Genomic DNA, 15,626 nt, shown 5'->3' on the forward strand with positions numbered 1-15,626 from the left:
GGGCTACTGCTTCTCCCCGTTGTGGAGCGCGCTCACCTCCTCCGCGGTGAGCGCCTTGTCGTAGGCGTGGACCTGGTCCACCGCGCCGTCCCAGAAGTCGGTGTTCTCGCCGTTCCACTGGGCGCGGCCCACGGCAAGGGGGCCGGTGGCGACGTAGGCGGGGCCGGCGGTCGCGGTCGACGCGAGCTTGCCGTCGACGTAGAGCCTGATCTGGTTGGTCGCGTCGTCACGTACGCCGACGAGGTGGTACCAGCGGCCGGTCTCCGGTGTGGTCTCCAGCCGTGCGCGCTGCCCGTCGGGCGTGCTGAAGGCGAACGCGCCCTGGCCGTACTGCAGGTAGAAGGGGCTGGCCTGGCGCCGTCCGTCCTGGCTGACGGCGGTGGCGTAGTTGCCGGGCAGGGAGTCGAGACTGACCCAGGCGGAGACCGTGTAGCTGCCGGTGGTGTCGAGCACCGGGCCTTCGGTCTGGGCGTACTGTCCCTGGCCGTCGAACTTCAGCGCGCTGCCGCTGACTCCGGTGGTCCAGGTGGTGCCCTCGCTCAGCGTGAGCGGCTTGTCGTTCGGGCCGTCGTCCTTCGCGGTGGTGCCGGTGCCCTCGTCGAGGGTCCAGGACCCGCCGCCCTTGAGCGGCTCGCGGTCGCCCGCCGCGGCGCCGGCCGCGATGACCTTGCGGTTGATCTCGCGCACCCGGACCGGGTCGACCTTGATCTCCCGGCGGTCGTAGGTGTAGAGGCCGTTGAGTTCGTTCTCCAGGTCGGTGATCTGTGTGTACACCGAGCCGGAGAGTTCGGCGCCGGCCTGGTCGAGGTAGAACTTCTCGGTGTTCTCCACGTACTTGCGGGTCAGCGCCTCCTTGTCGGCGACACCGCTGTAGATCACGGTCGGCGTGCCCGGCCACATGTGGCCCGGGGTGCGCAGCGTGAAGCCGCCGTGCTCACCGTCCATGGCCGCCCGGTGGTCCGGGAAGGGCGGGTCCTCGTTGTTGTAGTCGTGGTGGTCGATGATGTCGCCCTTGCCCGAGTCACCCTTGGAGTTGCAGCAGTTGACACCGCTGTGGGCGTTGACGATCCGGGACGGGTCGGCGGCCTTCACCGACTCGGCGATACGGCCGCTCTCCTCGCGGTTCCACTCGCCCCAGCCCTCGTTGAAGACGATCCAGCCGATGACGGAGGGCGAGTTGTGGTGCTGGCGCATCATCTCGCGGCCCTGGTCGACGAAGGCCTTCTGTCCGGTGGCGTCGGTGAGGTTCCCGGAGACGAAGTCCTGCCAGACCAGCAGGCCGAGCTTGTCCGCGTGGTAGAACCAGCGGGGTGACTCCACCTTGATGTGCTTGCGGACGGCGTTGAAACCGAGCTTCTTGTGCGCCTCCAGGTCGAACGCCAGGGCGTCGTCGCTGGGCGCGGTGTAGAGGCCGTCGGGCCAGAAGCCCTGGTCGAGGGTGGCGAGGGAGAAGACGGGCTTGCCGTTGAGGACCAGCTTCTGGTAGCCGCCGACCTCCTCGATCCCGACCTCGCGCATGCCGAAGTAGCTGCCGACCCTGTCGGTGGACCTGCCGTCCTTCAGCTTGATGTCGAGGTCGTAGAGGTAGGGGTCGTCCGGGCTCCACAGGTGCTGCCTGGCCACGCGCAGGTCCAGCTCCTTGTTGGCCGGTCCGCTGACCCGGCCGACGACCTTGCCACGGGCGTCGCGGGCCACGGCCTCGACGCGGGCGTGCTTGGAGGCGCCCTCGGACTCGACGGTCACCGCGAGGGTGCCGGTGTCGATGTCGGGCGTGGTGACGACGTTGTCAATGGAGGTGTCGGCGACGGGCTCCATCCAGACGGTCTGCCAGATGCCGGACGACTGGGTGTAGAAGATGCCGCCGGGGTTGGTGGACTGCTTGCCCATCGGCTGGTTGGCGCCGCCGGTGTCGGTGACCGCGACGACGATCTCCTGCTTGCCCCGGCCCTTGATCGCGTCGGTGATGTCGGCGCTGAAGGCGTTGTAGCCGCCGGTGTGTTCGGCGACCTTCTTGCCGTTGACCCACACGGTGGCCCGGTAGTCCACGGCACCGAAGTTGAGCTTCAGCCGGTTGGCCCTGCCGCTCTTGCCGACCTTCCAACTCCTCGGCACGTCCACGAGCTTGCGGTAGAACATGTGGTCCTCGTGCCGCTCGAGTCCGGAGAGCTGCGACTCGACCGGGAACGGCACGATGATCTTCTCGTCCAGGTCCTTGCCGAAGACCGGCTGCTCACCGGCCTCGGCGCCGCTGAACTGCCAGGGTCCGTTGAGGTTCTTCCACTTCGAGCGGACCTGCTGCGGGCGGGGGTACTCCGGCAGCGGGTTGTTCTTGTCGACCTTGTCGCCCCACGGGGTGGTGATGCGGTGGGTGGACGTGTTCGTGGCGTAGCGGACGATCCGGGGCACGGTCTTGCCGCCGGTCTTGAGGCCGCCCTCGCCGTCGTAGGTGAACCGGACCTGCTGGTTCTTCTGGATCGGCTCGGAGAGCGTGATCAGGAGGGAGTCGGGGTCATCGGGGGCGGCCGTCACCGACTCGACCGGCATGGCGGTCGTGTCGGCTTCGATCTTGAGGTGGCCGGCCACCTCGGCGAGGTCGCCCACCGGGTCCTCGAACCGGGCGCGCAGTTGCCGCCCGTCCCCGGTGACGGTCGGTTCCACCGGGAAGACCTCGAACCCGGCGGGCGGGGTGAACGCCGTCGTCGGCACGAGCTGCTTGGGCATCGTCGGCGTCGACCAGCGCAGGAACATGTTGGCGCCGCCGACGTCCTGGAACATCTCCATACGGAAGTCGTGCTTCTCGCCGGCGGTCAGCCTGACCGCCGCGCTGGTCTGCTCCTTGTCCCAGTCGCCCACCCAGTGGTCGATGACGGGTTCGTCGTCGATGAACAGCCGGAAGCCGTTGTCGCCGATGGCGTGGAAGGTGTATTCACCGGTCTCCGGTGCCTCGATCTGCCCGGTCCAGCGGGCGGTGGTGTGCTCCGTCCGCCCGGTCAGCTCCTCGAAGGTGCTGGTCAGTCCGGAGAAGTTGATCTGCGGCTCCAGCAGGGTGCCGCCGAGTTCGGCGAAGTCCCGGGCGCCCGGCGCCGACATGCTGAAGTACTCGCCCTTCAGGCCGTGCACCACGACATCGGCGTCGGCGGCGGTCGAGCCGGCGGACACTCCGGCGATCGGCACGGCGGCCGACGCGGCGGGCGCCAGGGCACCCGTGGACAGGGCCAGGGCGGTCACGGTCAGCAGCGCCCACGATCTGGATCTCGGGCGGGTGAGTTGTCTTGTCATCGAACCTTTCCTCGCGCAGAGGGCATGGGACCAGGACGAAACAGAGGTGGCCGTCGGCTCGGCCGTCCCTTCATTCCAACGTTGGAAATCCGGTGTGCAGCGGAATGACAACACGCCGCCCGACGACTGTCCAGGCTTCGCACACAGTTGACGGTCCGTCAGCGCGCGGACCTGCGCGGTGCTATGGCGGTTCACGCGAGGGCGACCGGACTCCACGGCTCTATTGACATGCCCGCCACCGGTCACCATCCTGTGGGAGCGGATTTCATCGATGTAAACCTCGGCGCGGAGGTGACGGGACCCGATGGCCGAACTTCCCCACGGGACGAAGAGACTCTCTCGCCGCCTGGCCGGGGCCCTCGGCTTCGTGCTGTCCGGCGTTCTCGCCGCCGCGCTGACCCTGACGTCCGCCGAGCCCGCCCGGGCGGACCGGACCGGTCTGCGCGCCGCGGACCCGAGCGTGCTCCGGGTCGGTGGCACGTACATCTCCGTGCAGTCGGCCGGCGGAGGCATCGTCGTACGGCAGGCGTCCTCCACGGCGGCGCTGGACTCGGCGACCCCGCGGCAGGTGTGGTCGGACACGCGCGGTCGCGGTGAGGTCTGGGCTCCGGAGATCGTGCGGGACGGCGGCCGCTACTACATCTACTTCACGGCCGGGCGCGGAGCGGCTCACCGGATGTACGTGATCAGCTCCGCCAGCCCCGACAGCGGCTACTCCGCCGAGACGGAACTGGCCCTGCCGGACGACAAGTGGGCCATCGACGGGACCCTGTTCACGTTCAACGGTCGGCGCTGGTTCGTCTGGTCCGGCTGGGCCGGGGACACCGACGTCGAGCAGAACCTGTACATCGCCCGGATGAGCAGCCCGACCACGCCGACCGGTGCGCGGCACATCATCTCGCAGCCCCGGGAGAGCTGGGAGCGGGTGGTCGGCAACCCGTTCATCAACGAGGGCCCCGAGCCCGTCAAGGACCCGAACGGGCAGCTGCACATCGTGTACTCCGCCAACGGCAGCTGGAGCGACCAGTACTGCCTGGCCGACCTGCGGCTGCGGGCCGGCGGCGACCCGGCGTACGTATGGGACTGGTACAAGTCCAACGGCTGTCTGTTCGGCTCCGACCGGGCCACGATGATGGCCGGCTGGGACCCGACGCTGCACGTCGACGGCCCCGGCCACCACAGCTTCGTCCTGCTCGACGGCGACATCGGCACCAGCCCGCCCGCCGGGCCGCGGTTCCCGCTGATGTTCCACGCGGTGCCGAAGGGCACGCCGTACACGTGGGAGAACCGCTACTGGTACACGGGCACGTTCTGCTGGTGGGGCGACACCACCTACAGCCGCGCCAACGTCCCCGGGCCGAACACGGACACCGGCTGGAGCCTCAAGTTCTTCGAGTAGGTCAGCCCTCGGCCTGCGCGAACGGGCCGCCTTGGGCCGCGAAGGCGTGGGCGGCGAAGCGTGCGCCGATGCGGCGGTGCGTGGCCGCGTCGGGGTGGAGCCGGTCGGGCAGCGGCAGTTCGGAGTGGTCCGCCTCGCCGTAGAGGTCACGGCCGTCGAGGTAGTGCACGTTGGGGTCGTCGGCCGCGCGTCGCGTCACGATGCGCTTCAGCTCGTCGCGGATGACGCCGAGCGTCAGCTTGCCCTCGGCCCGCTCCTCGGGATCACCCGCGGCGGTGAACAGGAGTCGCCCCTCACCGAGACGGCTGAAGTCGAAGGCGGTGGGGCCGGGCGTGTCCTCGTGGATGGGGCACAGGATCGGCGAGACGACCAGCAGCGGCGCGGTGGGGTGACCCTCGCGGACGGTGTCGAGGAAGCCGTGGACGGCCGGGGTGAAGGCGCGCAGCCGCATCAGGTCGGCGTTGACCAGGTTGATGCCGATCTTGACGCTGATCAGGTCGGCCGGCGTGTCACGCATGGTCCGGGCGACGAACGGGTCGAGCAGGGCGCTGCCGCCGAAGCCCAGGTTGACCAGTTCCACGCCGCCCTGTGCCGCGGCGAACGCGGGCCAGGTCGTGGTGGGGCTCGCGGCGTCGGAGCCGTGGCTGATGGAGCTGCCGTGGTGCAGCCAGGTCCTGCGGCCGGAGACGGGAGCCGGCTCGACGGGGGCGTCGGTGCGCAGGGCGACGAGTTCGGTGGTCTCGTTGTGCGGCAGCCAGATCTCGACGGTCTTGTCGCGCTCGGGCAGGCCGGTGAAGCGGAGGGTGTCGGCGGGGCCGGTGCCGTGTTCGACCGCTCCGGTGCTCATGTCGATGGTCAGGGTGTTGCCGCCGGTCGCGGTCGCCCGGCCGGCCGGGCGTCCGTCGACGAGCAGGTCGTACTGGCCGTCCGGGCGGGGCGGGGCGCCGATGTAGACCCGCTTGGTGGGCAGCGTGTCGAGTTCGACCGTGGTCGCCCGGGTACGGAAGACCAGTCGTACGCCGGAGGGCTGGGACTCGGCCATGGCGAGCTGTCCGTCGGTGTTCTGGGCGCGGGCCCGGGCGGGCAGGCGGTGAGGCAGGACCCCGTTCGCCGTGGGCTCCAGGTCGAGGGCGCCGCGTACGAGGTCCGCGGTGATGGGGGTGGTGTGCGAAGTGGAGGGCACGGTTTCCGTCCGTGGGTCGGGGCGGCTCAAGGGCCTGGAGTCGTGGTCAGGGCGCGGGCCAGTTGCGCAGGAGGGCGTCGAGCGCGTCGAGGACGCGCGACCAGGTCTCCTGTGTGTCGGGGGCGCTGTGGCTGAACCCTCCGCCCATCTCGATGCTGACGTAGCCGTGGAAGACGCTGCCCAGCAGGCGGACCGCGTGGGTCTGGTCCGGTTCCGTCAGGTCGTAGCCGCGCAGGAGGGCCCGGGTCATCTGTGCGTGCCGCACTCCCGCGCTGCCGGCGGCCGCTTCCGGGCCGAGCCGGAACTGGGCCGCCGCATAGCGTCCTGGATGCTCCCGCGCGTAGTCGCGGTAGACGTTCGCCAGGGCGGTCAGGGCGTCCTTGCCGGCCCGTCCGGCCAGGGCGTCGGCGGCACGGTCGGCGAGTTCCTCCAGGGCGAGCAGCGCGATCCGCGTCTTGAGGTCCTGGGAGTTCCTCACGTGGGAGTACAGGCTCGCCACCTTGACGTCGAAGCGCCGGGCGAGCTCGGAGACGGTCACCCGGTCGAAGCCGACCTCGTCGGCGAGCTCCGCCCCCGCTCTGGTGAGGCGTTCCACCGTCAGTCCTACGCGCGCTGCCATAATCATCCCCTCAATCAGCTAATACGAGTATGTAGCTGCCTAATGGCTTTAGGCAAGCAGGCCGGGTGTGATGCCCGTCGGAGCCCGTTGTCAGTGGTGGGAGGCAAGATGCGACGCATGACAACACCTGCAGCAGTGATCGTGGATGCCGCCGCCTACGCGCAGGCGGTCGAGGACGCCGTACGAGCGGCCGCCGCCTACTACGAGGGCGGCACCTCGGCGCTGGACGACGACACCTACGACCGGCTGGTACGAGGGATCGCCGACTGGGAGGCGGAGCATCCCGACGGGATACTCCCCGACTCCCCCACCGGGAAGGTCGCCGGCGGGGCGGTGGAGGGCGACGTGCCGCACACGGTGCCGATGCTCAGCCTCGACAACGTGTTCTCCGCGGAGGAGTTCACCGCCTGGACGGCCTCCTTGTCCCGCCGTACCGGACGTGAGGCGACGCGCTTCAGTGTGGGTCCGAAGCTGGACGGGCTCGCGATCGCCGCCCGGTACAGCGACGGCCGGCTCACCCGGCTGATCACCCGCGGGGACGGGACGGCCGGGGAGGACGTCTCGCACGCGATCGGCACCATCGAGGGGCTGCCCGAGAAGCTGGACGAACCGGTCACCGTGGAGGTGCGCGGCGAAGTCCTCATGACGGCCGCCCAGTTCGAGCACGCCAACGAGGTGCGCACCGCTCACGGCGGGCAGCCGTTCGCCAACCCGCGCAACGCGGCCGCGGGCACCCTGCGGGCGAAGGAGCGCGTCTACACGGTTCCTATGACGTTCTTCGGCTACGGTCTGCTGCCGCTGCCCGACACCGACTCCGTCCTCGCCGAGAAGCTGAACGAGCTCGCGCACAGCGAGCTGATGGCGCTGGCCGACGGTCTCGGGGTGCACACCAGCGCCCGGACCGCCGTCCCCGATGTCGTCGCCGAGACCGTCGATGAGGTCCTGGACCGGGTCGAGGGGATCGCCGCGGTCCGCGCCGAGCTGCCGTTCGGCATCGACGGGATCGTCATCAAGGCCGATCTCGCCGAGGACCAGCGGGCCGCGGGGTCCGGCTCCCGCGCGCCACGCTGGGCGATCGCCTACAAGCTGCCGGCCGTGGAGAAGATCACCCGGCTGCTGGAAGTGGAGTGGAACGTCGGCCGTACGGGCATCATCGCGCCGCGCGGCGTCCTCGAACCGGTCGTCATCGACGGCTCCACCATCACCTACGCCACCCTGCACAACCCGGCCGACATCACCCGCCGCGACCTGCGCCTGGGCGACCACGTCATGGTCCACCGGGCGGGCGACGTCATCCCCCGCATCGAGGCGCCGGTGGCCCATCTGCGGACGGGTGAGGAGCGGCCGATCGAGTTCCCGGCGCAGTGTCCGCGCTGCGGTTCGGACATCGACACCGGTGAGGAACGCTGGCGGTGTGCCCAGGGCCGCAACTGCCACCTGGTCGCGTCCCTCGCCTACGCCGCGGGCCGCGACCAGCTCGACATCGAGGGGCTGGGCGCCACCCGCGTGGTGCAGCTCGTCGACGCGGGCCTGGTGGCCGATCTCGCCGATCTGTTCACCCTGCGGCGCGAGCAGTTGCTCGCCCTGGAGCGGATGGGCGAGACCAGCACCGACAATCTGCTCGCCGCGCTCGCCAAGGCCAAGGAGCAGCCGCTGTCACGGGTGCTGTGCGCGCTGGGCGTGCGGGGCACCGGTAGGTCCATGTCACGGCGCATCGCCCGCTACTTCGCCACCATGGACCACATCCGCGCGGCCGACGCCGACGCCATGCAGCGGGTCGACGGCATCGGGGCGGAGAAGGCCCCGTCGATCGTCGCGGAGCTCGCCGAACTGGCCCCGCTGATCGACAAGCTGGCCGCCGCCGGTGTCAACATGACGGAGCCCGGCGCCACTCCGCCGCCGCCCGCCGGTGCCGAGGACGACGCCCCGGCCGAGGGCGGTCCGCTGGCCGGGATGACGGTGGTGGTCACCGGCGCGATGACCGGGAAGCTGGAGAAGCTCTCCCGCAACGAGATGAACGAACTCGTCGAACGGGCCGGCGGACGCTCCTCCTCCAGCGTCTCCAAGAAGACCTCCCTCGTGGTCGCGGGCGAGGGCGCCGGTTCCAAGCGTGCGAAGGCCGAACAGCTCGGCATCCGCCTCGCCACCCCGGAGGAGTTCGCCGCCCTGGTCGCCGAACTCCTCGACTGAGCCGGCCACCGGCCTGCGCCCGCCCGTCAGGGGGCGCAGGCCCCGGCGATGGACAGGCTGTTCTCGTAGAGGTGGTGCCGGGTGATCCGGCCGCCCTCCACGGTGAGGCGCAGGGCGAACGGGCCCTGGAAGGACCGCCCCGTCGCCCGTACCGTCCCCGACACATGCCCCATCAGGACCGCGTCCTTCCCGTCGACGAGGAAGGTGTCGACGGAGGCGTGCGCGTCCTCGGGCACGGTGTGTTCCATCAACTCCGTGAACTGGGCCGCGCATTCGGCGGCGGTGGACCGGGGGCGGATCCACGGAACGGTGGGGTTGTCGGCGAGCAGCCAGTCGACCTCGTCGGCGAAGACCGCGGCCAGCCGCCCGGTGTCCCCGGCGGACCGGGCGGCGAGGAACTCCCCCACGACGGCCCGGGTGACCTCGGCGGAACTCTCGTTGGCGACACTGGAGTCGATGGACATGACGCTCCCCTCTCGGCTGCGGCCCGGAGTCCGGTGCGGGGTCTCCGTGGATGTGCTCGATCCTGCCGGAGGGGAAGGATCGGGTCGATTACCCCGGACGTCATGCCCGGCCCATGCCTTCTGCGGGGTTGTGCCGTGTCCGCGGCGCCCTGTGCCGTGAACGCGTCCGCGTGCTCCGCGGCCCACTGGGTGAAGAGGCGGGCCGGGTGCCCGGTGACTCCGGTGACTCCGGTGACTCCGGTGACTCCGGTGACTCCGGTGACAAGGATCTTCCGGTTCTGCGTCATGGGACCGACCGCATGAGGGCTCGCGGTCAGGTTCCGTCCGCGAGCTGCGCGCCGTCGGGGACGGCCACGGCGAACTGCCGCTCGGGGCCGAAGCGCATGAACTCCTCGTACTTCCCCTCCGTCGGCTTCAGTTTCATCAGGAGCGGCGGTTCCACGGTGCGCAGATCGACGAGGGACGCCCTGTCCGGGAGACCGGCCGCCACGGCGGCCAGGTCGGGGTCTTCCGTGTCGCGCAGTTCGGCGACGGGGGTGCCGGAGACGGTCACCCGCCGGCGCCAGACCGACTCGCAGGGGAACCGGATGTCGAACTCCCCCTCGTCCTCGTCGTACGCGTCCGGATCGGTCCTGACGCGGTCCGCGAGGGCCAGGGCCTCACGCGCGTGGTCGACGAGGAATTCCGGGAGGGAGCGGGCGCAGTAGGCGTAGGTGTCGAAGAAGTCCGCGGACTGGGAGAACACCGCGCCCCACGCACCGGTTCCGGGATGCACGTCGACGAAGAAGTGGTCGCCGGTCGCGAGGGAGAGCAGTACCCGGGTCTCCTCGCCCGGCCCCCACATCCACTGGCGTTCGACCCTGCTGAGCCGGGGATCGAGGTGGAGGTGGTCGTCATCACCGATCCGAACGGCGCTCACGGCACGCAGCAACACCCGTATGTCGTCCGGCAGCCGGGGCTCCGCCTCGGTCAGCTCGGCGTCCGGGGCCCCGGGTTCGAGCGTGAACACGTCCGGCAGGCGCCGCTCCAGCTCCCGCAGCGTCTCGATCGCGTCCTGCGCGGTGACACCCATCGTCGTCCTCCCTGGTCCGGTGCGGTACGCCGACGAGCGTACGGACCGCCTCGGACAACGGGCGCGCCCGACTGTCCAGGTCAGGATCCGGCCTGCTTGCCGCCTGCCGTCGTGGACGACCGACACCGACGGAAGGAGACCGTGATGGCCGAGCGGACCGGCGCCGCGCCCGAGGGTTGCACCGGCGTCGCGCCCTGGGTGATGACCGACGGCACCGGGGCGTTCCTCGACTTCGTCGCCCAGGCGTTCGACGGCGAGGAGCTCGGGCGGGTGGCGACCGAAGACGGGTCGATCGGGCACGGTGAGATCCGGGTCGGCGACACCGTCGTCCTGGCCTTCGACCGGCGCGCGGACCGGCCGGTCCTGCCGAGCCTGCTGCGGGTGTTCGTCGCCGACACGGACACGGTGTTCTCGCGCGTCGTCGCGGCCGGCGGCCAGGTCGTCACACCGCTGTCGGACAACGCCTTCGGGCAGCGCGGAGGCCGCGTCAAGGATCCCTTCGGGAACATCTGGTGGGTGGTCCGCCACGTCGAGGACGTCTCCGAGGACGAGATGTGGAAGCGCCTGCGGGACCCCGTGTACGCCGAGGGCATGCGGGTGGCGCAGGCGACGCTCGACGCCGAACTCACCGGCCGGAGCAGCGCGCCCGTCAGGACGGCCGGCTGACCGGGTCGCCGCGGTTCTCACCGGCGTCCGGCGGGCGTTCGAAGAAGGTGTCCAGGACCACCGTCGCCTGTGTCCCGCTGACCCCGTCGATCGCGTACAGGCGGCGCAGCACGTCCTGCAGGCGCTCGGTGGTGGCGGTGCGCACCTTCACCAGGACGGAGGCGCTGCCCGCGATGACGTGCGCCTCCTGGATCTCCGGTACGGCGGCGAAGTCCTCGGCCCTGTCCCCCATCCACGCCGTGGAGTCGACCAGCACGAAGGCGAGGACCCCGCGGTCGAGTGCCGCGGGGTCGACGTCGACGGTCGTGGCCCGGATGACGCCCTGCTCGCGCAGCTTGCGCACGCGCTCGTGCGCCGCGCCCGCCGACAGGCCGACCGCCGCGCCCAGGGCGGCGTACGGCTGTGTCGCGTCCCGCTGGAGCAGCGCGATCAACCGGCGGTCGATGTCATCCAGTTGCCTCATGTGATGACCGTATCTGATCCGGCGATACGCGTGTTACGTTGCATCAGATCCTGATCACTCTCTGCGAAGGGACGCCATGCCCACCAACGGCCCGTACGAGATCCTGGACGACCGCTTCCGTACCGGACGCTGCGCGAACGGCGACAGCAGGCTCGAGGTCCTGTACGACGGCTGCCGCTGGGCCGAGGGCCCGCTGTATCTGCCCGCCTGGCGCCAGCTGGTCTGGAGCGACATCCCGAACGACCGCATCCTGCGCTGGGACGAGGCCACCGGCACGGTCGGCGTCTTCCGCACCCCGGCCGGTCACAGCAACGGCAACACCGTCGACCGGCAGGGCCGCCTGGTCACCTGTGAGCAGGGCAACCGCCGGGTGACCCGCACCGAGCCGGACGGCGCCGTGACCGTCCTCGCCGACCGGTACGACGGCAAGCGGCTCAACAGCCCGAACGACTCCGTCGTACGCTCCGACGGCACGATCTGGTTCTCCGACCCGGACTTCGGCATCACCAGCGACTACGAGGGCCATCGCGCCGAGTCGGAGATCGGCGCGTGCAACGTGTACCGGATCGACCCGCTGTCGGGGGACGTCCACCTCGCCGCGGACGGGTTCGAGGGGCCCAACGGGGTCGTCCTGTCCCCCGACGAGAGCCGGCTGTACGTCTCCGACTCGCGGGCCGCCCGGATCCACGCGTACGGCATCCGCGAGGACGGCACCCTCTCCGGCGGCGAGGTCTTCGCCGAGGGCCGGGACGGGGTCCACTTCGACAACATCCGCTTCGACGACGAGGGCCGCCTGTGGGCCGCCGCCCTCGACGACGGCGTGCACTGCTACGACCCCGACGGCACCCTCATCGGGAAGCTGCGCGTGCCCGAGCCCGTCTCCAACATCGCCTTCGGCGGACCGAAGAACAACCGCCTGTTCATCACCGCCACCACCTCCCTGTACTCCCTGGTGATGTCGGTGACCGGGGCTCCGCGCCTCTGAGCGGGCCGCGCGAGGTTTTCGGCCACCCGGGTCCGCGCCATCCGTCCGAAACGCCTGTTTTCGATACCGCTCCCTGTCTCGTTGAGTTCCGTGCGTCGCCTTCACGCCGTCGACCAGGCAGGGAGAAGTGCCGTTGACTCACCAGACCGCGCAGCCCGTCCCGCCCCCGCCGCCCGCCGAGATCACCTACTCCGGCCACTACTCCGTCAACCCGCTCGGCCAGGTCGGCTTCCGCTCCCTGTGCTCCCAGCTCCCCTCCGTGCTGCGCCGCATCACCGCCATGGCGTGGCGGACCGACCGCCGGGCCGTGGTCCTGCTCCTCACCTGTCAGCTGGTCACGGGCGTGTCGGCGGCGGTGCTGCTGGCGGCCACGGCCCGGGCGATGGGCCCGCTCCTCGGTGCGGGAACGGTCGCGGACCGCCTGCGCGAGGCACTTCCGGCGCTCGTCGTCGTCGCGGCGGCGAGCGCCGTCACCCGCGCGTCGGAGGCCCTGGCCATGTACGCCGAACGGCGGATCACGCCCCGGCTGACCACGGAGACCGACTCGGCGCTGGTCGAGGCCGTCTGCCGGGTGGAGGCCGAGGCGTACGCGACGGACGGCTTCTCCGACCGCCAGGAAGCCGCCGAGATGGGCGTGATGCGCACGCACGTGATGGTCATGGACGCCCAGCGCTTCATGGCCGCGCTGATCAGGATGGTCACGGCCGGCGGTGTCCTGTCCGTGCTCAACCCCCTGATGCTGCCGCTGCTCCTGCTGGCCGTGGCCCCGGCCGGCGTGGGGGCCGTCCTCACCGCGCGCGTCGACTACGAGATCCACTACGCGAACGTCGCGGACCGCAACGTACGCGGGATGACCCGCTGGTGGGCGACCACGCCGAAGTACGCGGACGAGGTCCGCGCCAACGGCATGACCGACTACCTCCTGTACTGGTACCGCGCCCTGTCGGAGCGGGTCGACCGGCGGTCCCTGGCCGCCGCTCCCCGGACCCTGCGCATCGCGCTGGTGTCCTCCGTCGCCAGTGGGACGTTCCTGGCCGCCACCTGGGGAATGCTCGCCTGGCTGGCCGTCACCGGGCGGATCGCGCCGGCCGTCGCCGCCACGGCCGTCGTCGCGGTCCAGACGACCCTGGCGGCGCTGTCCCAGGTCGTCGTCAACGGAGCGGCGGTGTTCCACACCAGCCTGTACCTCAGCGACATGCAGGCGTTCTTCGACGACGCCGCCGCGCGGGCGCCCCGGCGGGGCCCGGAGGCCGTCCGGGCCCCGGTGGAGGAGATCCGGCTGGACGAGGTCACGTACCGGTACCCCGGCAAGGACAAGCCCGCCGTCGACGGTGTCTCGCTGACCCTGCGGCGGGGGGAGATCCTCGCCGTCGTCGGCGTGAACGGCTCCGGCAAGAGCACCCTGACCCGGCTGATCACCGGCATCTACCTCGCGGACAAGGGCCGGATCACCTGGGACGGCACCGACCTCGCCCACGCCGATCCGGCCACGGTGTGGGACCGCACCGGCCTGGTGCCGCAGATCTTCGCCCAGTGGCCGCTGCGGGTGCGGGAGAACGTGACGCTGGGGCAGCCGAGGAGCCTCGACGACCAGGAGGTGTGGGAGGCCGTGGACGCGGTCGGGATGCGGGAGGCCGTCGAGGACCTGCCCGCCCGCCTGGACACCCTGCTGGCCCGTGAGATCTTCGGCGGTGCCGAACTCTCCGGCGGCCAGTGGCAGCGCCTGGCCTGCTCCAGGGCCCTGTACCGCCGCCCGCCCCTGCTGATCCTGGACGAGCCCACCTCCCAGATGGACCCGCGCGGCGAACACGGCATCTTCGAGAAGATCAAGGCGATCTCCGGCGACCGCATCACCATCGTCGTCACCCACCGTCTGGAGAACACGAGGATCGCCGACCACATCGTCGTCATGGAGCGGGGCCGGATCACCGAACAGGGCACCTACGACGACCTGGTCCACGCCGCCGGTACCTTCGCCGACCTCCTGCACCTGTCCCAGGACCGCTGAAACCGGACGCGCACGGCCTACGGTGCCAGCCGGGCGGCGTGGGTCTCGAGGTGGCGCCGCTCGGGGAGGCTGGTCGTGCGGCGCGCGGCGCAGCGGTAGGCGGACCGGGCGGCATCGAGGTCACCGGCCATCTCCAGCAGATGCGCGCGGACCGCCGCCGGCCGGTGGTGGTCCGCCAGCCGCCCGTCGGCGTCCAGGGTCTCCAGCAGCTCCAGTCCCGCCCGCGGTCCCTCCACCATGGCCAGCGCGACCGCGTGGTTGAGCGTCACCATGGGGTTGGCGGGCGCCATGCGTTCGAGCAGCCGGTAGAGCGCCAGGATCTGCGGCCAGTCGGTGTCCTCCGCCCGCTCCGCCTCGTCGTGCACCGCGGCGATCGCCGCCTGGAGCTGGTACGGGCCGAGCGGTGTACGGGCCAGCGCGTCCGTGACGAGGGCGACGCCCTCGGCGATGTACTCCCGGTTCCAGCGGCTCCGGTCCTGTTCGGCGAGCGGGACCAGCGCGCCGTCGGGGCGGCTGCGGGCCGGGCGCCGGGCGTCGGTGAGCAGCATCAGCGCCAGCAGTCCGGCCACCTCCCCGTCGTCGGGCCGCAGCCGGTGGACGGCGCGGGTGAGCCGGATCGCCTCACCGGTCAGTTCGCGGCGGTGCAGGTCCGGTCCTGAGGAGCTGGTGTAGCCCTCGTTGAATATCAGGTACAGCACGTGCAGCACCGCGTCGAGCCGGTCGCCCCACTCGGGCCCGGAGCCGGTCTGTGCGCCGGTCGCCCTGATGCGCTGCTTGGCCCGGGTGATCCTCCCCCACTGCCAGAAGGGCGTGGGAGGTGCCCCCAGGCCATGGTCGCCTCGGGGATGAGGAAGGCGCGGGCGATCTGCGCCGCGGTCAGGCCGCCGACGGCACGCAGGGTGAGGGCGATCCGCGAGGCGGCGGTGAGCGCGGGATGGCAGCAGAGGAACAGCAGCGTCAGCGTGTCGTCCCGCTCGCCCGGATGGTCGTCGTCGGCGGCCGGGGCGAGCAGTTCGTCGGCCGGTACGCGCGCCGCGGCGGTCGCCTCGCGGCGCCGGCGGGCCTGCTCGCTGCGCCACTGGTCGGTCAGCCGGCGGTTCGCGACGGTGACCAGCCAGCTCCGCGGGCCGGCCGGCACTCCCTCCTCGGGCCACTGGAGGGCGGCGGCCAGCAGGGCCTCCTGCACCGCGTCCTCGCACGCGTCGAACCGCCCGTGGCCGTGGCGCCGGACGAGCACGCCGAGGACCCGCGGCCCCAGGGTCCGCAGGAGATCCTCGACGTGCGCGTCCGCCTTCATG

Annotated in this window: 11 protein-coding genes and 1 pseudogene; 5 read left to right on the forward strand and 7 right to left on the reverse strand. The window is 71.2% G+C overall.

Annotated features, from left to right (window positions below; genetic code table 11):
- Positions 1–3 precede the first annotated feature (3 nt).
- Positions 4–3,279, reverse strand: a complete 3,276-nt coding sequence (locus AMK33_RS19050) for a glycoside hydrolase family 2 (protein ID WP_073934035.1) — start codon at positions 3,277–3,279, stop codon at positions 4–6.
- Between the two features lie 304 nt (positions 3,280–3,583).
- On the opposite strand from AMK33_RS19050, the gene AMK33_RS19055 reads away from it, so the two are divergent.
- Positions 3,584–4,678, forward strand: a complete 1,095-nt coding sequence (locus tag AMK33_RS19055; RefSeq protein WP_073934036.1) for a glycoside hydrolase family 43 protein — start codon at positions 3,584–3,586, stop codon at positions 4,676–4,678.
- 1 nt (position 4,679) lies between these two features.
- Here the strand turns inward: AMK33_RS19055 and AMK33_RS19060 are convergent, their stop codons facing one another.
- On the reverse strand, positions 4,680–5,861 hold the full coding sequence (locus tag AMK33_RS19060) for a GDSL-type esterase/lipase family protein (protein WP_073934037.1): 1,182 nt from the start codon (positions 5,859–5,861) through the stop codon (positions 4,680–4,682).
- Between the two features lie 46 nt (positions 5,862–5,907).
- Entirely contained in the window at positions 5,908–6,480 is a 573-nt protein-coding gene (locus tag AMK33_RS19065) for a TetR/AcrR family transcriptional regulator (RefSeq protein WP_073934038.1), read from the reverse strand.
- A gap of 117 nt (positions 6,481–6,597) precedes the next feature.
- On the opposite strand from AMK33_RS19065, the gene ligA reads away from it, so the two are divergent.
- The gene (gene ligA / locus AMK33_RS19070; RefSeq protein WP_073934039.1) at positions 6,598–8,670 is read left to right on the forward strand and encodes an NAD-dependent DNA ligase LigA; all 2,073 of its coding nucleotides are present in this window, start codon (positions 6,598–6,600) and stop codon (positions 8,668–8,670) included.
- Between the two features lie 26 nt (positions 8,671–8,696).
- Here the strand turns inward: ligA and AMK33_RS19075 are convergent, their stop codons facing one another.
- The gene (locus AMK33_RS19075) at positions 8,697–9,134 is read right to left on the reverse strand and encodes a nuclear transport factor 2 family protein (RefSeq protein ID WP_073934040.1); all 438 of its coding nucleotides are present in this window, start codon (positions 9,132–9,134) and stop codon (positions 8,697–8,699) included.
- A 313-nt stretch (positions 9,135–9,447) separates the two neighbouring features.
- Positions 9,448–10,206, reverse strand: coding sequence for a hypothetical protein (locus AMK33_RS19080; protein WP_073934041.1), 759 nt, complete (start codon positions 10,204–10,206; stop codon positions 9,448–9,450).
- A 144-nt stretch (positions 10,207–10,350) separates the two neighbouring features.
- On the opposite strand from AMK33_RS19080, the gene AMK33_RS19085 reads away from it, so the two are divergent.
- Complete coding sequence (locus AMK33_RS19085; RefSeq protein WP_073934042.1) at positions 10,351–10,872, forward strand: VOC family protein; 522 nt, start codon at positions 10,351–10,353, stop codon at positions 10,870–10,872.
- Here the strand turns inward: AMK33_RS19085 and AMK33_RS19090 are convergent.
- Complete coding sequence (locus AMK33_RS19090) at positions 10,856–11,326, reverse strand: Lrp/AsnC family transcriptional regulator (protein WP_073934197.1); 471 nt, start codon at positions 11,324–11,326, stop codon at positions 10,856–10,858. The two genes, AMK33_RS19085 and AMK33_RS19090, sit on opposite strands and share 17 nt — an antisense overlap.
- Before the next feature lie 85 nt (positions 11,327–11,411).
- Between AMK33_RS19090 and AMK33_RS19095 the strand changes: the two genes are divergently transcribed.
- Both AMK33_RS19095 and AMK33_RS19100 read left to right on the forward strand, forming a co-directional pair.
- Positions 11,412–12,320, forward strand: coding sequence for an SMP-30/gluconolactonase/LRE family protein (locus tag AMK33_RS19095; RefSeq protein WP_073934043.1), 909 nt, complete (start codon positions 11,412–11,414; stop codon positions 12,318–12,320).
- 280 nt (positions 12,321–12,600) lie between these two features.
- Complete coding sequence (locus AMK33_RS19100; RefSeq protein ID WP_443030923.1) at positions 12,601–14,328, forward strand: ATP-binding cassette domain-containing protein; 1,728 nt, start codon at positions 12,601–12,603, stop codon at positions 14,326–14,328.
- A 17-nt stretch (positions 14,329–14,345) separates the two neighbouring features.
- Here AMK33_RS19100 and AMK33_RS19105 read toward each other — a convergent pair.
- Positions 14,346–15,625 (reverse strand): annotated as a pseudogene (locus AMK33_RS19105) (RNA polymerase sigma factor).
- Position 15,626 lies beyond the last annotated feature (1 nt).

Origin of the sequence: Streptomyces sp. CB02400 (assembly GCF_001905725.1) — a bacterium.
Classification (GTDB): Bacteria; Actinomycetota; Actinomycetes; order Streptomycetales; family Streptomycetaceae; genus Streptomyces; species Streptomyces atrovirens.